The following is a 21717-nucleotide window of genomic DNA, read 5'->3' on the forward strand; positions in this document are numbered from 1 at the left end:
TTATGAAGAGATACCTACTATTGTTTTCTTTAATTGCGGTCTCGTCGTCGAGTCTCTTTTATTCACAAAGTATTAATACTCCAAGAAAGCCTCAAAAAGAAAAGGCATCTAATTTAACCATGAAAGCGGGTGCTTTTATTGATGTAAATGCAGCTACCTATCCGGAATCAGCTTATACACCTTTGCAGCTGGTAAAAGATGTTTTAATTTCGTCCGGCACAAACTCATGTGTTACTCCAAATGTATCCAATGTTCAGGTAAGTCCGAATTTACCGGCAAGTAATGCACAAAGATCGTGGGGCTATTTTCATAAAGGGACGACCAATTTTCCGTTTAAAGATGGTATTGTGCTTTCTACAGGTTATGCAAACAAAGCAGGTAATAGCTTTATAAGTGGTACCTTAGGAGATGATTTACCTACAGGAAGCGATCCGGATCTTGTAGCAGCCACTAACCCTACAAAACCCTTGTATGATGCCGTAGTGCTGGAGTTTGACTTTGTGCCCACATCTTCCCAGGTAAAATTTAACTACTTATTTGCTTCTGAAGAATATACTTCAAACTTCCCGTGCTCGGGTTATTCTGATGCGTTTGCTCTGTTATTGAGACCAGTATCCGGAGGACCTTATGTAAATATGGCCGTTTTGCCGCCTCCTGGAACAGGACCCGTAAGTGCTACTAATATTGTACCTGATGGAAACGGCTTTTCATGTGGCCCCATTAACGCTCAGTTTTTTGGTGGCTTAAATACGGCTAATATCGAAACCAATCTTATTGGAAGAACTACGCCTCTTACTGCTACAGCAACAGTTACGCCTGGTGTGGCTTATCACTTCAAAATGGTTTTAGCAGATGCAGGTGATTCAGGATTTGACTCTGCAGTATTCCTGGAAGGGGGCTCTTTCAATATCGGTGTTGAATTATTAGATCCTTCAGGTGCAACGTTACCGGAAGAAATCAATGTTTGTGATAACATTCCTCAGGTAATTACAGCTTCTGTAAGCGATCCGAATATGACGTATCAATGGTTCTACAACGGAACTGCAATACAGGGTGCTACTACACCTACAATTACCGCTACCCAGCCGGGTAATTATGAAATTCAGGTATCATTCCCAGGTAATCCTTGTCCGGGAAAAGCCAATATTAAAATTAACGGAGGAACAACACCTGCAGCGGTTGATGCTTCTTTACTGCTTTGTACAACACCGGATGTTACTTGGTTTGATCTAACGAGTGCGATGCCGTCAATCAGCACAACTACTGGGGCTGTGTTCCATTTTTATGAAGATCAGGACGATGCTATCGCTCAAAATAACGACTATATCCAGGATGTTTTACATTATAATGGTAACGATGGCCAGATCCTTTATGTTGTTGTTTCGAATGGAGGCTTCTGTAGCAAAATGGTTGAATTAACCTTGTTGAAAGAAGCAACTCCGACAGTAAGTTTGGTTGCATCAAAAATTAAGGTTTGTCCGGGAACTCAGGTGGAGCTTACGGCAACCGGTGGTGTTACTTACGAATGGGCTAATTTCCAGGGAACAGGAAACACGCAGACTGCAACAGTTTATAATACAACAACTTTCTCTGTATATTCTTTAGGAACCAAAGGATGTAAATCATTAACTCCTGCCACTATTACTGTAGAAGTTGTACCGGAACTTACCTCTCCACTGAGAGATGTTGAAATGTGCCAGGGCGACAGAGTTACCCTTGACGCCGGAGCAGGACCTAACTATACTTATCTTTGGAGTACAGGTGAAATTACACAGACCATCAATGTAGATCAATGGGGTGTTTACAGTGTAAAGATTAATAATGGGTATTGTGAAAAAACATTTACTGTTCATGTAATGGGTGCTGCTTCTCCTTTTGTTACAAATCTTGATTACAGCAATAACACCCTTACGATTACGGCAGAAATTCCGATGATCAATAATATTCCTCAGACTGCAGAATATTCTATTGATGGGGGGATCTCTTGGCAGCCTTCTAATGTGTTTACAGGTCTTCAGGACAATGCGACATACCATATTCAGGTAAGATCAGTAGGTACACATTGTGTAGGAGCATTAGAATTCTTTACCTTCCATGTAAGAAATGTTATTACGCCGAACCAGGATGGAGTGAATGATACTCTTGATCTTACTGCCCTTGGAGGATTTAATAACTTTACGGGATCTGTTTACGATCGATATGGTAGTGAAATGTTCAGATTCTCGAAACAAACGCCTGTATGGGATGGTACAGTAGGAGGTAAAAAATTACCGACAGCAACATATTGGTATAAATTCAACTTTGATTATCCGAAATCAAAAACTAATATGAGCCAGTCTGGTTGGATCATGCTTAAAAACAGAGAATAATCTCAAATATTGATTATTAACTAATTGAAATAAAACCCTCAAAAGCATTGCTTTTGAGGGTTTTTTAATAATGTTAATGAAAATTGTAGATAAAATGCTATTTTTCTTTGTACTGTTTAATCAAATTATCCATAAATAAGCTCACGAATTTCAACCAATGTTTTTGTTGTTTTTTTACTATCTGGAAATTCAGGAAGCTTTGAATATGAATAGTTATATTCTATAGATTTTATTAAATCTTCTGCTTTTTTCATGACCGCATCATATGACCAGTTTCCTGCTTTAATTTCTAATAATTCGTCACGATTTTCCACACGGATATTCAGAGAATTTGTTTTGAAAATTTGTTCACAGGTCTGCAGTAAACGAATGGTATGCATCATATTTTTACTATCGTAATTGTGCCCATGCTGCTGATTGACATTATAGCGGTCTTCATTACGTTCAGCTACCCATTTCCAGTACTCGCGGTAATCCTTGCAATAAATGGAGTAAGCATCTAGGTTACAAAATAAATAAGCGAGTGGCCTTTCCTCTTTCGGAACAGAAGAAACTGAAACCTGATTTGCCTCGTCGTTTCGTATAATCCCTTTATAATTCAAATCTCCCAATTCATCGTAGAAAAGTGCAAATATCCCTTTGGTATTATTTATGTTAACTAAACCACATTTTTCTTGAGCTCTCCTGTTTACTAAAAGCCATTTTTTCAATGGAACCGAGCCCTGATTCTGTAGTATATAACAAAAATCAAGAATCGACTTTCTTTCTTTATCAACAGGATTGAGTATTTTTTTGTTTAGCCCTTTTGCTTTTTTGATCTGTGAAATGGCGTAGCCTGCAAATGTATCTTTACAGAGTTTGGATAGAAAATCTTCAGGCTTCAAAAGATTTATCAGCGGATTTTTATGTAAAATACAATCTTCCGGACTGGCAAGAATTTCCAGAATATTTGGGTTATTTTTATGCAATAATTCTACAAATCTTCCAATTTCGTAATAGGTAATATCATTCGTTTCATTGGAAATCTGCGGGATATAGTTTAGTCCAAAAAAATCTTCTTTCGGCAAATAATATACTCCCCGGATATCCGTATCCGAGTTTTCCGTCGCCAATCCGAAAGCGCGGCTTCCGGAGATGGCTTCGAAAAGGATACAGTTGCTAGATTTTAAAGTTGGTATGGTCATAATTAATGTATTTATAAATGTAATACTTCCCTGAAGATTCTTTCCATTTCTATTTTATCTGACTTTCCACCTTTTAAACTCTTTGCTCTTTCCTCGTTATATAATATGATTTCTTCTAAAAATCTAAAAAGTTCCCAATCGTTCTTATGGTAGTACGATTCTCCTTTAGTTGCTTTTAAGGTAATGAGGTTTTTTATTTTTTTTCTGTTGCAGTCATCTACCAAAACCAGCAATTCGCTGAATAAAACGGGTGGAATGGTTCCTTTTTCCAAGATCCATTTGCCTGTTAATGCAGTACGAAGACAATAAAAATAAGATTTTAGCTTTACTTCATTAATTCTGCATGCTTCCAGATATTTTTTGCTCATGTTCAGATAATGGTAAGAAGTTGCTATCGGAGAAAAGCACTGATCTGCTAATGGTTTAAATAATTCATGAAATTTTTCATTTTTTACATATACGATAGGTGAATAAAACCAACTTAATAAAGCCGCATTTGATTTCAATAATAAATGAAAAGTTTTTCTCAAATCCCATCCGGAACCATCCAAATCATCTTCAGTCATGAATTCTATGGTTTCATCCTTGTCCCATGGTGAAAGATACCAGTCTTTTTCATGTCGATATATAAAACGTATATCATAATCACTGTCGGGCGAAACAAACCCCCACGCCCTGCTTCCTGATTCTACGGCAAGAAGTATTTCTATACCACGCTTTTTCTCTATTTCTTTTAACTTTTCTAATATTTTTGAGGTCATTTCTTTTTAATTTTTGATAATTGTAATGATTATAATTATTTTAAACTTAAACTTTTTCATTCTAAGAAATCTAATTTTTTTATTAAATCCTTAAGAATGGTAAATAATATATTGCAGAATATTACAATTAAATTTTAGTGTTAAAAGTTTAAGCTTTTCTAAACTTCTTCTTTTTCTTCCAAGGTGCATTTTTTTGAACGTCACCCGCCATGATACACCCGTACGGCATCACTTCATCCAATACTTCGCATAAACCGTATTCTTCGATCTGCGCACGAACATTTTTTGCACTTTTATAAGCGGTTGGAAGCTCGGAAATATCAATTTCATTGGTGAAGAAACGCACATCCAGACCTCTGGTTTCTTCTGCAAAAACTTCCTCAATGGTTTTGTGAGCCAATGATTTTTTATGTTGTGTTCTGCTGAAATTTCTTCCCGCCCCGTGAGGTGCAAAACCAAGGTTTCTTTCATTGGTTGTTCCTTTTACGATCAAAACAGGTTCTGCCATATTCAGTGGAATTAGTCTTGGACCTGTAATATCCGGTAAGAATTTATCATCCAATGGTGTTGCTCCCTTTGCATGGTAGAACAAATCACCATCTCTGAAAACAAAGTTATGTTCGTTCCAATATCGGTCTTCTTTTTCAATTTCCAGTTTATTTAAAACAGCATCGTGAATGGATATATGGTTTTCTTTTGTCCATTTTCTGATTAGCTGTAAAGCTTCCCAGTAAGATTTTCCTTCCTCAGTTTCATACGGAATCCAGGCATTTTCTTTTAATGTTTCCGGTGAGATTTCCATTCTGAACCTGTTGGCCACTTTCATTCCTTTATCGTAAAGGGCAGCTCCCGGAGCTCTGGATCCGTGGTGAGTTACCAGCATCGTATTTCCGGTATTTTTGGAAATTCCGACAAACAGGAAATGATTCCCATCGCCCTGCGTACCCATATGTGAACGGGCAATGCTGATCAGTTTTTCATCATTCAGAAAATCATTTTCCCGGAAGGCATCCATCAGTTCCTGTGACATCGGCATTTGTTCACCTCTCGGCCTTCCTCCATATCCGAAATGGGTCACCGAATGCGCTGCATCCAAGACTTCTTTGAGATCCGCTTTTCCAAAATCCGTCAGCATTACCGAACAGCAGATATCTGCAGAATGAAATCCGGGGTGAATGGCATTTTTTGCCACAACGACTCCACCAACAGGAATATGTCCTGCAGGGCCTGTAGGACAAGCGTCTGGCATAATGGCTCCGTCAGTTAGCGTAGGTGTTTTCATCAAAACCTTCATGGTGTTGATTACTTTTTCTACGTTATCATTTTCGCTTTCATGCTCTGCCCTGATATTGATGATAAAATCTTTTGCCGTTTCATGAAGCGGAATGAGTTCCGGTTGCTTAAATTGTTCCAGGTATATTTTGATTTGATTTTCGTCTAAATTATTTTCGTTAATGAATTCGATGGCTTCCTTAAACCATTTTGCAGGTCTGTATCCTAATTCGATTAAATTGTTTACGTTAAATTCCATGTTTTATTCTTTTGTTGATGCAAAGTAATAACGTAAGTGTGCAATGTTTTTGCGTAGATGAAATTTTTTTAATTATTTTTGAAGAAATTAAATGATATGCTATTTGAACAATTAGAGAAATCATCAGAGCAAATTATGTTTAAAGATGTTATTGCTTTTATTGATGAACATTATGATTTTACGCCGACAAAATTTACCAATGGCAATACCGTAAACGAAGCCGGGCAGAACAATGGTTCGTGTAAAGTTTTCAGTTTTGCTCAGTTGAATGATCTTTCTGCGCAGGAAACGCTGAATCTTTTCGGAGAGTTTTACCGGGAAGATGTGCTGAAAAACCCTGAAGGTACCGATCACCAGAATATCAGAAACTTCATGGAATTTGGCTGGGAAGGAATTTCTTTTGAAGGAAAGGCTTTGAGTAGAAAGTAATGTTTAAGTCATTGCGAGGAATATCGTGACGAAGCAATCTCGAGACTGTCAATGATGCCTGAAGTTGTCATTCTGAATGAAACGAAGTGTAATGAAGAATCTCATTCTTATTGTTGAACGTAAAAGTCACGGGGTTCCTGGTTCCGCGTGAGGGATGTGGAGGGGTCCGACTGAAAGGAGGAGTTTCGGCTCGGGGCGAAGCCCCGAGCCGAAACCGAAACGAAGTGAAGCCCGAAGCAGCCCGGCCCGATGATAAGACTTTTGCGAAGGGAGAGGGACACGCCCAAAATAAAATATAAAATATGTCATCCAACAAAAACGCTCTGATCCGCTATAAAACCCTGGACAAATGCCTGAAAAACAAGTACCGGAAATACACGCTTGATGATCTCATAGACGAGTGTTCGGAAGCTTTGTTTGAATTTGAAGGCAAGGAGTCTTTCGTAAGCAAACGTACGGTACAGCTTGATCTGCAAAACATGCGGAGTGAAAAATTTGGATATAAGGCTCCGATTGAAGTGTATGAGCGGAAATATTACCGTTACAGCGATCCGGATTACAGCATCCACAACATTTCCGTGAATGAAAGTGATCTGAAAGCGATGAACAATGCTGTTCAGATTTTAAAGCAGTTCAAAGATTTTTCGATGTTTAAGGAGATGAATGGTGTGATTCAGAAGCTGGAAGATTCTATTCATTCAACCCATCAGAAATCGATCATCCATCTGGATAAAAATGAACAGCTGAAAGGTCTTGAGCATATTGATATTCTTTACGAAAGTATTATCAACAAAAAAGTGCTCCGCATTTTGTACAAAAGTTTTACAGCACGGGAAGCAAACATTTTTACCGTTCATCCGCAACTGTTAAAAGAATACAACAACCGCTGGTTCCTGATCTGCCTATACAAAGGGAAAATGTATAATCTCGCTCTCGACCGGATGGAACATATAGAGCAGGAAGAAAAAGCAGAATATATTGACCGGAATCTGGAGGGGGATGAATATTTTAAGGATATTGTAGGCGTTACGGTTTCCGAAACGATGAAGCCCCGCAATGTGATTTTCTTTGTAGATTCGTCCAACACGCCTTACGTAAAAACAAAACCTCTTCATAAAAGCCAGGAAGTTATAAGCGAAACAGAAAAGGGTGCTGTGTTTAAGATCTGTGTACAGATCAACTATGAGCTGGAGCGTTTGTTATTGGGATTTGGAGATTGCTTAATAGTGCATCAGCCAAGGAAACTAAGATTGAGAATGGAAGAAAAATTCAAATCCGGATTTAAGAATTATCAGGATCTTAATATTGAAGAAGATTAAACCAGAAAAGTCGTTGTGGCTTGGAAATTGTATTACCCAAAACACAAAAATAATAATATGAAATCTAGAATATTAAAAGCTGTGGTAGCAGTGGTAGCACCTTTGGTGATTGAATTTATAATCAAAAAAATCGCTGAAAAATTTGATGAAAAACCGGCGGAAGATAAAAAACAGGTTCCCGTACAAAACTGGGAGTAGTTAATTTAAATATTATGAAAAAAAGAGGCGTTGATACATAACAGCCTCTTTTTTATTTACACAAAATCATAAATGCCATTTTTCCAACCCAGGACTTTTGAAGAGTCAGCTTTCAGCCAGTTTTTCAAAATTGTAGCATATACTTTTCTGAAATCCTCAGTATAAATAAGATCTCCTTCGTTTAATTTTGTAAGATCAGATACAGGATTTAAAATTCCTTTTTTCTTTAACCCACCACTGATAAAAAACATTTGACTGGCCGTTCCGTGATCGGTTCCATTGCTGGCATTTTGGGCTACACGCCGTCCGAACTCAGAAAATGTCATCAGAAGAATATTGTCGAAAAGCCCATTACTTTTCATATCCGCTACAAACGATTTTACCGCTTCATTAATGTCATTAAAGAGTTTTTGCTGTCTTTCATTCTGATTGACATGGGTGTCAAAACTTCCAATGGAAAGGTAATAAACTCTTGTATTGATATCGGATTTAATGAGTGAAGCAACGGTTTTAAAATCTTTTCCCAACTGTGAATTCGGGTAAGTTTGATTGCTTTTTTTCGCTTTACTTTTATCAAAGATATATTCCGCGTTATTAATGGTTGACCCTAAAGTCTGGTATAGATAGGAAACTGTCTCGTCATCATGATGATGGTCATAAAGTGATTTGAAATATTTTTCCTGGCTGGTCTGGTACAATCGTTTCGGATCTTTGAAAGCAAAAGCTTTATTATTCTTACCTTTTAATGCTAAACTCAGCATGTCGTCAACTTCCAGCGCTTGTGTCGGATGTTCGCAGCGGTAGCATTCTTCGTCCAGAAATCTCCCAAGCCATCCTGTTTCAAGATATTCGTCACTTTTGCTCGCGGAATGCCAGATATCCATGCTTCTGAAATGAGATTTGTCGGGATTGGGATATCCTACATTGTTCATTACCGAAAGCTCACCATTGTCATAAAGTTCCTTAAAGTAGGATAGGGCAGGATTAATACCTGCTTCGTCATTCAACAACATAGCGTCTTTAATTGCAATATTGTTTCTTTCTTTAAAATAAATATCGTTCCGTACAGGAATTATTGTATTCAGTCCATCATTTCCACCGGTAAATTGCAGGACAATCAGAATCTTCTGACCAGTTTCCAAAGCATCATCAAATGTCATTGCCTTAAGAAAGTTAGGCATCAATAATGAAGCGGTTGCCAGTGAGCTTATTTTGAGGAATTCTCTTCTTTTGATTAGCATATGGTTAAGGTTAAGGTTAAGGTTGCAGATCTATGCAGCAATTAGCTAAAATCTGACCTGAAACTACATCAACTGATATTCAGGAGTAGACATTAAATTAATGATGTTCATTTTTACACTATTGTCGGAAAAGCTTTTCACGGAATTCATATCCAGTGATTTGGTATTCTGAATCAGATATTCTTCAATTTTTTTTCCGGCAAATATTTTTTCTACACGTTCCCAGTCAATGGTGATATTGGGATTCTTGAATTTTTTCGTTAAGGTATTGGTGTTGTTTTTCAATCCCATATCGATATCATCATCTGCTTTTGGACGATAATCAAGCGGCCGCAATCCCGACCAGATTTGCGGAATCTGAAGCCTCAACATCAATGTGGAACTGTCAATCCAGGATTTTCCGGTAGGCCATCCGGCCACATTCGGAGGATAAAGAAGCATCTGCCCAAGTAATTTCTGATAAACAATAAGATTTTCCGGATTTTGAATGTTCATCGGAAGCATTCGCATCATTCCTGCCATCAGTTCGATCGGTGATTTTATTCTGTTTCCGATATTTTTTTTATCATAAAACCATGAACTTGAGAAGATGTCGGTCATCAGTTTTTTGATATCGTAACCAGACTGATAAAAGTTTTCGCTGAGAGTATTGATAATCGTTTCATCTGCATTTTCGTTTACAAAAAATTTATAAATTTTTGTTGTGATAAACCTGGAGGTTGCTTTCTGCTCAAGGATAATATTTAAAACATCATTTCCCGTGAAGTTCCCGGTTTTACCAAGAAAATTTTTGTTGCCTTCGTCATGAAATTTTTTTCTTTCGACAAAATTTCCTTCTTTATCATAACCCCAGCCTGTAAAAGCTCTGGCCCCCTCTCTGATGTCTTTTTCGGTATAATTTCCCCTGCCCATTGTAAAAAGTTCCATGACTTCCCTTGCAAAATTTTCATTAGGATGGTCTTTTTTATTTTGTTGATTATTAAGAAAGCTCAACATTGCCGGCGCTTTACTGACTTCAAATAACAATTCCCTAAAGTTTCCCAACGCATTTTTCCGGATCACATTCAGGATTTGTCTGTTAAATTTCGGATTCTGTATCCTGGAAGCGAAATGACCGTGCCAGAAAAACGCCATTTTTTCTCTCAGTTGCTCGCCGCTGGTAATCATCCTATACAGGAAATTAAGATTAAGTTCTTCGTTTTGCTGTCGGTTGATCTTCTGTATTTCCTTTTTCTTCACTGCAGAAGATTTGTCATTCATATAATCCGACGATTCTGTCTCAGAAATCTGATAATCGATTTCAGTAAAAGTTTCCTCTTTAAACAAATCATTCAATAAAACGTTGTGATCTTTATTTTCCAGATCTTCAAACTGATTAATTCCTGGACCAAATCCTGCACGCCAGAGAAGATGTTTGTTATTAATAAATGACGGAATTGTCATAATGTTTTATATTTTGGATATGGATGATATGATAAGGTTAAAATAAATAACGGTTAAGAATTGTTAATATTGAACTGTAATTCGCCTTTTTGTTAAAATTTAATTAAACGCTTATTTAATTTTAATGAATTGACAATCATGTTTTTGTAGATTTAATCAATGTTAATCTGAATAAAAACACTTTGCTTGGCACGATTTTTACAGTTTCCAGCTTAGTAAAATTAAAAATCAGAGTTATGAAAATGTTAAAACATGCAATTTTATTTGCCGGAATTTTTACTGCTGGAGCTTTGAGTGCCCAAAGTGCACAAATGAATAATATGATCAAAGTTGGAGCAAATGTTGGTTTAGCAGTTCCTTCTGATAATACTTCTATGGCAGTGGGTGTGGATGTAGCTTATCAGAATTTGATCACTCCGGGGTTCGGATTGGGTATTGCAACAGGATATACACATTATTTTGGAAAAGACAACAACGGGTATAATAATAATGACGTAGGCGTTGTACCAGTAGGTGCATTGATCAGAATTTATCCGAAGCAGACAGGTTTTTATTTCGGAACAGACTTAGGATACGGTTTCCTGGTGGGTGATAACAAAGTAGCATCTAATGCTTCACTTGACAGACCGGATGGTGGATTTTATATCAAACCGGAAATCGGGTATCACAATCAGGACTGGAATTTCTTTGTTCAATACCAGAAAGTATTTGTAGGAAGTAAAGGAGATTTGCCAAATCAGGACTACAATGTGGGTAACCTTGGGGTAGGATTCTCTTACAATATTCCTTTAGGAAAGTAGTTAGATTTAAATATAAGCAATTATTAGCCAAACCTTTTCGAATTTTTGAGAAGGTTTTTTATTTCTAACGAAAATTTACGAAAACTATTATTATATTTGATAAAATTTGAGGTTATGATTTTGAATCCGAAATTTCCGCTTTATTTACCAGGAGTAAAAAACGCTGGCAATGATAACATTTCTATCATTGGTGCCAACCTTCGTGAAGATATTACAACTTTAGGCTATTTTGTATCCGCTGATGGAGGTCTTGAAGTTAAAATTCAGCATACGTATCCAACTAAAGAATATGCTTCTTTCGCAGATATTCTGAAAAAATTTATTCAGGATAATCAGCTGGATAATGTAAAAAGACTCGGATTAGCTGTTCCGGGACCTGTCATCAACGGGAAAAGTAATCCTGAGAGACTGGGATGGAATCTCGATGTTGAAGATTTTAAAAGAGATTTTGATTTCGAAAGAGTAGATATGCTCAATGACCAGGAAGCTTCGGCTTATGGGATGGGACTTTTGGAAGACAGTGATCTTGATCCGATCTATACAAGCGGAAATCTTGAAAAAGGAAACGTGGCGATTCTGGCTCCGGGAAATGGTCTTGGAGAAGCCGGATATTTTTTCGATGGAAAATACATAAGACCATTCGCAACGGAAGGGGGTCATTCAGAATTTTCTCCGAGAACTAATGTTGAGGTAGAATTCTACCAGTTCCTAAATAACATTTATGGTATTGTAAGCTGGGAGAATGTATTGTCTAAAACAGGTCTTTTCAATATTTACCGTTTTTTAAGAGATGTGAAAAGGCATCCTGAACCGGAATGGCTTGCTGAAAGGCTTACAGAAGGAAATTTTGTACAGGAATTATACAAAGCTGCAGTTGAAGACGATGTGATGATCTGCAAAATCGCATTAGACACTTTCATTGAATTTCTTGCAAGAGAAGCCAATAACCTTACTTTAAAGATAAAAGCTACCGGCGGTTTACTGATTTCAGGGGATATTCCTCAGGCGATCAGAGAATATATTGATAAAGATAAGTTCTACGAAAAATTCAAAATCAGTGATAAGATGGAAGAAATGCTCAGAAATATTCCTATTTATCTGAATAAAAATGAAAATACAGCTTTAAACGGCGCAGCGCTATACACCGCTTATTATCAAGACTAACTGAAGCTCCGGATTTCCGGAGTTTTTATTTATAAAAATTATTGCATTAATTGATATACATCAATGAAATCTATCATTTTTGTTGACTACATTTGCACCAGTAAAAAATAAACAAGCAAATAATTTTTATTCAAATGAAAAAAATATTCTTATTAGCAGTTTTGGCTAGTGGTTTAGCATTCGGACAGGCAAAAAAAGTAGTAAGCTCTGATGTTCAGTGGTGGGGTTACAAGATTGCAAAATCTGAAGCAAGTTCTCACAACGGGACCGTAAAGGTGAAATCAGGTGATATGATTATGAAAGGAAACCAATTGGTTGGTGGTACTTTCGTTTTAGATATGACTTCTATCAACGCTACAGATCTTTCGGGTGAATATCAGCAAAAACTGAATGGACACCTTAAAAACGGAGATTTCTTCGAGGTTGAAAAATACCCTACGGCAACTTTCAAAATCACAGGTGTTAAGAAAAACAATGACAAAGTGTACAATTCTTTAGTAACAGGTAACTTAACGGTAAAAGGAAAAACCAACGCAATTTCTTTCCCTGCAAAAATTACTTATGCTAACGGAACAGTAAGCTTAATGTCAAATAAATTTTCTATCGACAGACAAAAATTCGATGTTGCTTACAAATCTACCATGCAGGACGTTCTTGTGAAAGATGATATGGATTTGCAGGTAAAAGTAACAGCAAAATAATTTAATCAAAAAAAGATTGTTAAAAGTGTAGAAGTTCTACACTTTTTTTTATTTTTGTTGAATTGTAAATAAAAAAGAATGAAAAGATTACTATTGTTTGCTATGATGTGTGTCAGCATGTCATTTGTTTTCGGGCAGAAGAAAGGAGATAAGGTGGTAAAAGTAACATCGTCGGAGATCAGATGGTGGGGATATAAAGTAGTGAAAACAGTTCCCACAACACATTCCGGAACGGTAAAGCTGAAAAGTGGAAAATTCACTTTTGACAAAACAGTTTTGGTAGACGGAGAATTCGTGATTGATATGAAGTCGATCATGGCAGGTGATGTATCAAGCCAGGATGAAGATATGGTAAAACTAACCAACGACCTGAAAAGCACCAATTTCTTTGAAGTTAAAAAGTTTCCGTTGGCAAAATTTCATTTAACGAAAATTATTCCTCTGGCAAACAGCGATTATAACTCTACAGTGTATGGAGATGTGACAATCAAAGGAGTAAGAAAAACAATCACTTTCCCTGCAAACGTGTATATCACTCAGTTTACGGTAGTTATAGAATCTGCTAAATTCTCACTGAACAGAAGAGATTTCAAAGTATTTTATCAGTCTTCTCTGAAAGATTATTTCATTAAAAACGAAATGGATATTCAGTTTAAGCTTTCCACTGAGAAATTAGATAACGAAAACAGAACTCCTGTTAAGAAGAAAAAATAAGACATCAGTATGTCAATAAACAAATGAGCGATTTCTTTTGAAGCCGCTCATTTTTTTGTCTTATTTTTTTATTTTAGTAGTATGAAAATATATGTTGTAAGCGGGCTTGGAGCAGATTTCAAAGTGCTTGAAAAAATTAAATTTCCGGAGCATCATGAAGTTGTTTTTATAGATTGGATCATTCCTGAACAGAATGAAGAATTTATGCATTATGTACAGAGAATGGCTGAAAAAATTGATGATTCAGAACATTTTTATCTGTTGGGATATTCTTTTGGAGGAATAATCGTTCAGGAAATGCATAAGCTCAAGCCTGCAAAAAAAGTTGTAATCATGGGAAGTATAAAGTCTGACCGAGAGAAATCAAGGTTAATAAAAACAGGACAGATCACCAGAATTCCTAAGTTGCTGCCGGTAAAATTTTTCAATGAGAAGACAACCAATATATATTCTATGTTCAGGAAATTTTTCGATCCGAAAAATCCACGAATTCTTCAGTATTTCCAGGTAAGAGATCCGTATTATCTGAAATGGTCTATCGAAAAAATATCAGATTGGAAATTTGATGAAAATCCGGACGTTATTCAGATCATGGGAGATAAAGATATTGTGTTCCCTATAAAAAACTGCCAGCCGGATTTTATTATAAAAGGAGGCACTCATTTATTTCCTGCAACAAAATCTAAAGAAGTATCCGGTATTTTAAAAGGGGTATTTGAATAAAATTAGCAATAAATATTATTTTAGTGTTAAATTTTTAGGGGTTAAAATTAATTTTATATACCAATTATAAAATTTATGCTTACTTTTGCAGGGGTAATATATAAATTTATGACAGTCGGTTTAAAATGGATCGTTTCCTTTAGTATCATTACACTTGTTGCCATTGGCGGATTATTTTGGAGTCCGATGGCAGACTTTCCCAATACAGGAGAATTTCTTAGTGAAGATAAAATTGTAGGTGCAGATGTAGCCTGGATTTTAGCTGCTGCAGGTTTGGTGTTATTGATGACTCCCGGCCTGTCATTTTTCTACGGTGGAATGGTTGGAAAGAAAAACGTAATTTCCACCATGCTGCAGAGCTTTATTGCACTAGGAGTTATTTCCATGTTGTGGGTGGTGATTGGCTTTTCTTTATCCTTTGGTGATTCTATCGGCTTTACTATAAACGGCGTACATTATGGCATTATCGGAAATCCCCTAAGCTACCCGTTCTTTAATCGGGTAGGAGTATTGCCACATAAATACATGGCATCTACCATTCCATTTGTGCTTTTTGCTTTATTTCAGATGAAATTTGCCGTGATTACCCCTGCTTTGATCACCGGATCATTTGCGGAACGAGTACGTTTCATCTCATACCTCTTATTTATGGTTCTTTTCAGCATCTTTATTTATACACCGCTTTGTCATATGGTGTGGCATCCGGATGGACTTTTAAATAAATATTTCGGAGTAAAAGACTTTGCAGGAGGAACGGTTGTCCATATGAGTGCGGGTTTTGCTGCATTGGCAGGCGCTATGGTAGTAGGAAACAGGAAAAAGCCTCATCACGATCCATCCAATATCTCTTATGTATTGTTGGGAACCGGGATGCTTTGGTTCGGATGGTTCGGCTTTAATGCGGGCTCGGCCCTTAGTGCCAATGCCACCGCTGCTACTGCTTTTGGAACGACGACAATCGCCTCTGCTTCAGCGATGATGACCTGGATATTCTTTGACAGAATCAACAGAAGAAAAGTATCTGCTATGGGAGCCTGTATAGGTGCTGTTGTAGGATTGGTGGCTATTACTCCCGGTTGTGGATTCGTTTCCATTTCGGAAAGTCTGTTTATCGGATTTATTTCTGCGATTGTATCAAACCTGATGGTCAACTGGAAAGCATTGAAAAAGATTGATGATACCCTGGATGTTTTTGCCTGTCATGGAGTTGGTGGAATTATGGGAATGATTCTCACGGCTATTTTTGCTCATGGTGAAAATGCAAGTCTCCTTCATGGTGGTTTTGAAGTCTTTGCCCATCATATGGCAGCTCTGCTTCTTGTATCAGTATTTACCTTTTTCGGATCATTGATTTTATATAAAATAACAAACAGTATTATTACTTTAAGAGTTTCAGAAGAATCTGAAGAGATGGGATTGGATCTTTCTCAACACGAAGAAAAGCTGTGCTGAGAAGATAATGGTGAATTGTGGATTGTCAAAAGTGAATTTTTTTTAACCAAATTTAAAAAATGACTACACCGTAAATTGACCATTCACCATTGATATATTGAGTGAAAAGTTAATTGTCAAAAGTGAATTTATTAAGTCATAATTAAATTGACAAGCGAAGCAAATTCACCATTGACGATTGACATAAAAAATATCTACTAGTGTTCATATAGTTTTAATTAGAAAGCCGGGGCTGATTTTTCAACTCCGGCTTTTGCGTGTGGATTTATCGTGTATCTTTGTACTCAGGAAAAAAGGAAGAATTTCTATATGGAATCAATATCGGTTTTTGAAATTATTAAAGTAGGAATTGGCCCGTCCAGTTCGCATACAATGGGACCCTGGAATGCGGCTTCAGCATTTATCAGGATTATAAAAAGGGAAAGATCAATTGCTGAGGTGAAAGAAGTCTTCCTCGAATTTTTTGGCTCTCTTGCCAAAACAGGAATCGGACACGGAACCGATATTGCAGGAATGCTTGGATTAAATGGTGAAGACTTTAAAACCATTGATACAACAAAAATTGATGAAAAAATAGAAAGAATAAAAAGTACCCAAACAATAAACCTGGGGGGTGAAAAAGAAATTCCTTTTGTATACGGATATCACCTGATTTTAAATATGCAGAAATCTCTTGATTATCATCCGAACGGAATGATTTTCAAAGCCATTTTTGAAGACGGAACCGAATTGGTACAGGATTTTTATTCTGTGGGTGGTGGTTTCATCATGAGTCAGGAGAAAAAATCTATTGAAAAACATTGCATCCGTACATTATATCCTTGTCATAAATCTTCTGACATTGTGAAATACTGCGAAAAGCTGGGGCTTGACAAAATTTCGGATCTTATTTTGATGAATGAAGAAAGCTGGAGACCCCAGGAAGAAACAAAGCAGGAGGCACTGTATATCTGGCAACAGATCAAAGAATGCATCTATAAAGGTGTGAATAAAGAAGGTGTGCTCCCGGGTGGATTGAATGTTTCGCGACGTGCCGCAGGAATCAACAGAAAATTACTAGGAGATAAGATCTATAAAAATAAAGACGAGTGGTTTCAGCAGGTTGTTGATGCAGAGGAAAATTTCACCAATATCAATAAATGGATTTCCTGTTTTGCATTAGCTGTAAATGAAGAGAATGCCAGCTTCGGAAGAATCATTACAGCGCCGACTAATGGGGCCAGCGGTGTAATTCCGGCAGTGCTGATGTATGCTCAGGCATTTACTCCTTTTACCAGCGATGATGATATCATCCGTTTCTTATTAGTGGCCGGAGAAATCGGGACTTTATTTAAAAAAAATGCAACCATTTCTGCAGCAATGGGAGGCTGTCAGGCAGAAGTTGGGGTTTCCTCGGCAATGGCGGCTGCAGGCCTTACGGAAATTCTCGGCGGAAGTGTGGGGCAAGTGCTTATGGCGGCAGAAATTGCCATGGAGCATCATTTGGGAATGACGTGCGATCCGATCAAAGGTTTGGTACAGATTCCGTGTATTGAAAGAAATACGATGGGTGCTATAAAAGCAATTACCGCCGCAAATATTGCCCTGGAAAGTGATCCCGCCAAAGCAAAAGTAAGCCTGGATCAGGTAATCCAGACCATGTGGGAAACCGCACTTTCGATGAATGACCGGTTTAAGGAAACTTCCGAAGGTGGGCTCGCGATTGCTGTGAATGTAGCAGAATGTTAAGCTTGTAATTAATATTGTTATCATAAAAATCCTTAGAATATATAGTTTCTAAGGATTTTTCATGTATGTATTGAATTTATCTGTGCTGTAGGACTACTTTAGAATTTTATAAGACGTATAATCTTTAATAGTTTTCAGTTCATAAATTTCTTGTTTATCAGCGTCTATAATCCTGATATCTTCTAAAGGAACATTTTGACAGTGGATGAACTAATGAATTGCCAAGCATTAAATTTGCCTTTTACAATAATATCAAATCCTTTCTCTGTTTCCAAAGAACTATACCATTCCCAATTTTTAATATCTTGAAAGTTATAGAAGTCATATCTATATCATCTAATAGTTCATCATATTTATAGTCATCATCACTCAGTTGCTTGATTTTGCTTACAATTCCCTGTGGAAGCAGCTTCTCCCATTTTGGATCTTCATAGTGAAGAGTTTTATTATTTAAGAATATTAATACAGCAATTTTAAAATTATCTAAAACTTCTCTGGCATTGACTATATTTCTTACCCTAACAATCTGGTAGCCTTTTAAAGGTTTTTGTTCTTTTGTATTGTATTTTATCTTTCCTGATTCTGTCATCACTTTAAATTTTAATAATTACTGCCTTGTCCTTAAATATTTTCTCAAATTCTTCTATTTTCATAGAATATGAGCCCCATTGTTCATAGGTAAGGGGTCACGTAAAAAAACTTGTCGTATTATTTAAAATATAATTTTAATAAACAAATCCTTAGAAATTTATTCTAAGGATTTGTTGTATTATTTCTTCTTATCAAATAAAAACGTACCGCCGTTTTGTTCCAGTTCCATCTGATTTTTTTCGGGATAGAATCTGATCTTTAGTCCGTAATTATCAAATTTAAACTGATGATCTCCCGCATATTCGAGGGGGAATTCGGGCTGGCCTGTTCCCTGAGCAAATAATCCGTTGTTTTTTATAAAAATTTTAAGCCCAAGAGGATGCGCTTTCGAAGTGTAGTCACCAACATATTTCTGCAAATCTGCAACGCTGATTTCCGGACTGAAAGTCGGCATTTCAAATGGTTTGTTATACAAAATACTCAGGATATCAATAACGAAAGTATTGGCGCCTATACGATCTGCATTTAATGAATAGGAAATTGACAGATCATCTTCACCGTTGTAGATCATCAGTGAATTGGTTCCGTACGTTCCGCCGCTGTGGCCCACAAAAATCTTAGTGTTGAATGGTACAATAGCAAGTCCTCGTCCGAATTTATCATCCTGTGGCATCATCTCAGAAAGGCTTTCCTGGGAAACAAGTTTCCCGGCAAATAAATTATTGATGATGATATTCAGATTGGTTGGGGTGGTTGCAATATCTCCTACGCCAACCACATTATTAAAGTCGAAATCTTTCACCGCCTCCCATCGGTTGGCATAATTGTACGGAAGAAAGACGTTGGTGGGTTTCTGGCTGGCCGTATAAAAATTTTTGAGCTGTAATGGCGCAACAATATTTTCTTTCAGGTTTTCCGCATACGATTTTTTACTTATTTTTTCTAAAATTTTAGCCAGAAGATAATATCCGGAATTGGAATATTGTGTTTTTGTTCCGGGCTCAAACAAAGATCCCTGCTCAATAATATGATTCATGATCTGTTCCTCTGAAACTTTCTCTGTAAGCCATTTCATTGTATTTTTTCCCATAACGTAATCACCAAGTCCTGATGTGTGGCTCAGCATTTGAGAAATGGTGATTTTGTCGGCATTCGGAATTTTAGGATAAAATTTTGAAAGCTTGTCATGAAGATCAAGTTGATTTTTTTCAATCAATTTAAAGATCATTATGGCAGTCATTGATTTAGTGATAGAACCGATCTGGAAAGTTTCTTTTCCTTTCTGAGATTGGGGAAGCTTGGTTTCGCCGAAATTTCTTTTGTAAATTTCTTTTCCGTCTTTAAAAATTGAAATTTCACCGGCCTCTGCATTGTTTTTTTCGAGGTAAGAAATAAAGCTTTCAATTTTTTGTAAGCTTTCGGTTATGTTCGCAGACAGGTTCAGAATTTCAGGCTTCAGTGCTGTGCTGTTTTTTTTATCATAAGGCTCAATAACCAAAGGAAAAATCTGCCCTCTCTGGACAAATTGCCCGGAAATTTTTCCGTTATCAAATTTTCCTTTGTAAGCTGCGCCGATAGCGGAGAGTTCTAAAATCAATTCATGGTCAGTAAAAGTTATTTTATCCACAGGAATCCCTTCAGCAGCCTGTAGCGGACTATCCATCGTGGCCGTGTAAACTTCTTTCTCGCGATTGATGTTAAAAATAAGAGGAAGCTTACTTCCCTGTAAGTTTAATTCTCCCTTCCACGATCCTGCGATATTCTGGCCCAGTAGATGATGAGAAACAGCAATAAGGAAAGTTAAAAGGAATAAAAGTTTGTTTTTCATAGTCAATAATAATTTAAAATTTGGCAGTAAAGCACGCCTGCTTTGAATTTAGTAAAGATAAATTTTTTTACCTACTTAGGTGATATTGCGTCCTGTGCATCCTGCTTTTCTCCAGATCTGCCTGGTTTGGTGCTGACGGGCATTATCTTACTTCCTTCTGGTAACAGTCTACTTCGCTACGGTAACAGTCTACTTCACTATGGTAACGCTCTACTTCCATTGGGTAACAGCTTACTTCCTTTGAGTATCGGTCTACTTCACTACGGTAACGGTCTACTTCGCTACGGTAAAAGTCTACTTCACTATGGTAACACTCTACTTCCATTGGGTAACAGCTTACTTCCTTTGAGTATCGGTCTACTTCCCTACGGTAACAGGTTACTTCATTTTGGTAACAGTTTACTTCTTTTATGTAAAAACCTCACTTATTTAGGGTAATGGCTGACTTTCCTTGGATTCTGCTTTACTGTATTCATGTATTAGTAATTTTTAGAGAATTCTACTTAATGTACTTCACCCAAATAAACGAAGTTTATTCTTAACCTTTAGGAAAATGTAAACTTTGCTCAATAAAACTCTACTCAATAACTATTTTAGGCAAAAAAATATCTTAATTTCTTAATGTTAAAAATAGAATTATAGAATTTAACAGCCTCTCAGGCCAGTCAAGTTTTCTCTATTTATCCAGAATTCCCCTGATCTTGTTGGCATTGGAGATCAGCTCTTCCAGGTAATCATAATTTTCTTTCTCTAAAGCCGATTTGAATTTTCTTAATTGCGAAATATGTTCATTTAAAACATCAAGCACATTCTCTTTGTTTTGCCTGAAGATGGGTACCCACATTTCCGGATGTGATTTCGCCAGTCGTACTGTACTTGAAAATCCCGAACTCGCGAGCTGGAATATGGTTTCCTCTTCACGTTCTTTTTCTAAAACGGTATTCGCCAGCGCATACGAAGTAATATGTGAAATATGCGAAATATAGGCAGTGTGAACATCATGATCGCGTGCATTCATATAAATTAAATGCATATCCAGGTTTTCAGCAACGCGCTCTACCAATTGTAAAGCTTCTGGTGCAGATTCTTCTTTATTGCAAATAACCCCGGCTTTTCCCGAAAAGCTTTCTGCAACAGCAGACTGCGGACCGCTGTTTTCTGTTCCCCACATCGGGTGAAATGCCACAAATCGCTCCCTCTTCGGATGATCTTTTACAGCGCATACAATGCCTGCTTTGGTAGAACCGGTATCCATTACGGTCTGATTTTCCGAGATGAGATCCAGCACTTGAGGCAATATTTTTCTTGCCGCATCCACCGGGATTGCAATAATAATGAGATCAGAATTTCTGATCCCGTATTCAAGATCAACCTTAGCATCAATGATCTTAAGCTTTAAAGCCTCATTCAGATGTTCTGTGCTGTTGTCTATTCCGTAAATAAAATCGGCCATTCCTTTCTGTTTCAGTTTTAAAGCAATTGATCCACCGATTAATCCGACACCTATAATACTTATTTTCATCTTTTAAATTTTAAAATAA

The 21717-nt window shown here is 37.0% G+C and carries 20 protein-coding genes; 11 read left to right on the forward strand and 9 right to left on the reverse strand.

What is annotated here, in order from left to right:
- Positions 1-2: 2 nt before the first annotated feature.
- On the forward strand, positions 3-2369 hold the full coding sequence (locus AC3WV0_RS17540; RefSeq protein ID WP_488847388.1) for a choice-of-anchor L domain-containing protein: 2367 nt from the start codon (positions 3-5) through the stop codon (positions 2367-2369).
- Positions 2370-2494: 125 nt separating this feature from the next.
- Here the strand turns inward: AC3WV0_RS17540 and AC3WV0_RS17545 are convergent, their stop codons facing one another.
- The 3 genes from AC3WV0_RS17545 to AC3WV0_RS17555 all read right to left on the reverse strand — a co-directional run bounded on the left by AC3WV0_RS17545 (position 2495) and on the right by AC3WV0_RS17555 (position 5845).
- Positions 2495-3553, reverse strand: a complete 1059-nt coding sequence (locus AC3WV0_RS17545; RefSeq protein ID WP_488847390.1) for a nucleotidyltransferase domain-containing protein — start codon at positions 3551-3553, stop codon at positions 2495-2497.
- 11 nt (positions 3554-3564) lie between these two features.
- A complete protein-coding gene (locus AC3WV0_RS17550; protein ID WP_488847391.1) occupies positions 3565-4314 on the reverse strand; it encodes a nucleotidyltransferase domain-containing protein in 750 nt (249 codons plus the stop codon).
- Between the two features lie 148 nt (positions 4315-4462).
- Positions 4463-5845: an RtcB family protein gene (locus tag AC3WV0_RS17555; protein ID WP_488847392.1), complete on the reverse strand. Its 1383-nt coding sequence runs from the start codon at positions 5843-5845 to the stop codon at positions 4463-4465.
- Positions 5846-5941: 96 nt separating this feature from the next.
- Between AC3WV0_RS17555 and AC3WV0_RS17560 the strand changes: the two genes are divergently transcribed.
- The 3 genes from AC3WV0_RS17560 to AC3WV0_RS17570 all read left to right on the forward strand — a co-directional run bounded on the left by AC3WV0_RS17560 (position 5942) and on the right by AC3WV0_RS17570 (position 7791).
- Complete coding sequence (locus tag AC3WV0_RS17560; RefSeq protein WP_488847393.1) at positions 5942-6274, forward strand: HopJ type III effector protein; 333 nt, start codon at positions 5942-5944, stop codon at positions 6272-6274.
- 302 nt (positions 6275-6576) lie between these two features.
- Complete coding sequence (locus AC3WV0_RS17565; protein ID WP_488847394.1) at positions 6577-7593, forward strand: helix-turn-helix transcriptional regulator; 1017 nt, start codon at positions 6577-6579, stop codon at positions 7591-7593.
- A gap of 57 nt (positions 7594-7650) precedes the next feature.
- Positions 7651-7791 (forward strand): hypothetical protein, encoded by a 141-nt coding sequence (locus AC3WV0_RS17570; protein WP_263603736.1) that lies wholly within the window; start codon positions 7651-7653, stop codon positions 7789-7791.
- Positions 7792-7847: 56 nt separating this feature from the next.
- Here AC3WV0_RS17570 and AC3WV0_RS17575 read toward each other — a convergent pair whose 3' ends face one another.
- Entirely contained in the window at positions 7848-9032 is a 1185-nt protein-coding gene (locus AC3WV0_RS17575; RefSeq protein ID WP_488847395.1) for a DUF1501 domain-containing protein, read from the reverse strand.
- A gap of 63 nt (positions 9033-9095) precedes the next feature.
- Positions 9096-10475 carry a DUF1800 domain-containing protein gene (locus AC3WV0_RS17580; protein WP_488847396.1) on the reverse strand — a complete coding sequence of 460 codons (1380 nt, stop codon included), beginning with the start codon at positions 10473-10475 and terminating at the stop codon, positions 9096-9098.
- 236 nt (positions 10476-10711) lie between these two features.
- Between AC3WV0_RS17580 and AC3WV0_RS17585 the strand changes: the two genes are divergently transcribed.
- The 7 genes from AC3WV0_RS17585 (at position 10712) to AC3WV0_RS17615 (ending at position 17757) form a co-directional block, all read left to right on the forward strand.
- The gene (locus tag AC3WV0_RS17585) at positions 10712-11275 is read left to right on the forward strand and encodes a hypothetical protein (protein WP_089999697.1); all 564 of its coding nucleotides are present in this window, start codon (positions 10712-10714) and stop codon (positions 11273-11275) included.
- A 114-nt stretch (positions 11276-11389) separates the two neighbouring features.
- A complete protein-coding gene (locus tag AC3WV0_RS17590) occupies positions 11390-12439 on the forward strand; it encodes a glucokinase (protein WP_488847397.1) in 1050 nt (349 codons plus the stop codon).
- 134 nt (positions 12440-12573) lie between these two features.
- Entirely contained in the window at positions 12574-13140 is a 567-nt protein-coding gene (locus tag AC3WV0_RS17595) for a YceI family protein (RefSeq protein WP_089999370.1), read from the forward strand.
- Positions 13141-13218: 78 nt separating this feature from the next.
- The gene (locus tag AC3WV0_RS17600) at positions 13219-13854 is read left to right on the forward strand and encodes a YceI family protein (RefSeq protein ID WP_089999369.1); all 636 of its coding nucleotides are present in this window, start codon (positions 13219-13221) and stop codon (positions 13852-13854) included.
- An 81-nt stretch (positions 13855-13935) separates the two neighbouring features.
- Positions 13936-14577 carry an alpha/beta hydrolase gene (locus AC3WV0_RS17605; protein ID WP_488847398.1) on the forward strand — a complete coding sequence of 214 codons (642 nt, stop codon included), beginning with the start codon at positions 13936-13938 and terminating at the stop codon, positions 14575-14577.
- Positions 14578-14685: 108 nt separating this feature from the next.
- On the forward strand, positions 14686-16029 hold the full coding sequence (locus AC3WV0_RS17610) for an ammonium transporter (protein ID WP_488847399.1): 1344 nt from the start codon (positions 14686-14688) through the stop codon (positions 16027-16029).
- Between the two features lie 309 nt (positions 16030-16338).
- Positions 16339-17757, forward strand: a complete 1419-nt coding sequence (locus AC3WV0_RS17615; RefSeq protein WP_488847401.1) for an L-serine ammonia-lyase — start codon at positions 16339-16341, stop codon at positions 17755-17757.
- A gap of 241 nt (positions 17758-17998) precedes the next feature.
- On the opposite strand, the gene AC3WV0_RS17620 is transcribed toward AC3WV0_RS17615, so the two are convergent.
- The 4 genes from AC3WV0_RS17620 to AC3WV0_RS17635 form a co-directional block, all read right to left on the reverse strand.
- A complete protein-coding gene (locus AC3WV0_RS17620) occupies positions 17999-18346 on the reverse strand; it encodes a hypothetical protein (RefSeq protein ID WP_488847402.1) in 348 nt (115 codons plus the stop codon).
- A 180-nt stretch (positions 18347-18526) separates the two neighbouring features.
- Positions 18527-20176 carry a serine hydrolase domain-containing protein gene (locus AC3WV0_RS17625; RefSeq protein ID WP_488847403.1) on the reverse strand — a complete coding sequence of 550 codons (1650 nt, stop codon included), beginning with the start codon at positions 20174-20176 and terminating at the stop codon, positions 18527-18529.
- A 142-nt stretch (positions 20177-20318) separates the two neighbouring features.
- A complete protein-coding gene (locus tag AC3WV0_RS17630; RefSeq protein ID WP_488847405.1) occupies positions 20319-20501 on the reverse strand; it encodes a hypothetical protein in 183 nt (60 codons plus the stop codon).
- A 351-nt stretch (positions 20502-20852) separates the two neighbouring features.
- Complete coding sequence (locus tag AC3WV0_RS17635; protein ID WP_488847407.1) at positions 20853-21698, reverse strand: prephenate dehydrogenase; 846 nt, start codon at positions 21696-21698, stop codon at positions 20853-20855.
- Positions 21699-21717: the final 19 nt, after the last annotated feature.

The sequence above is a fragment of the Chryseobacterium sp. 27AL genome (assembly GCF_057815395.1).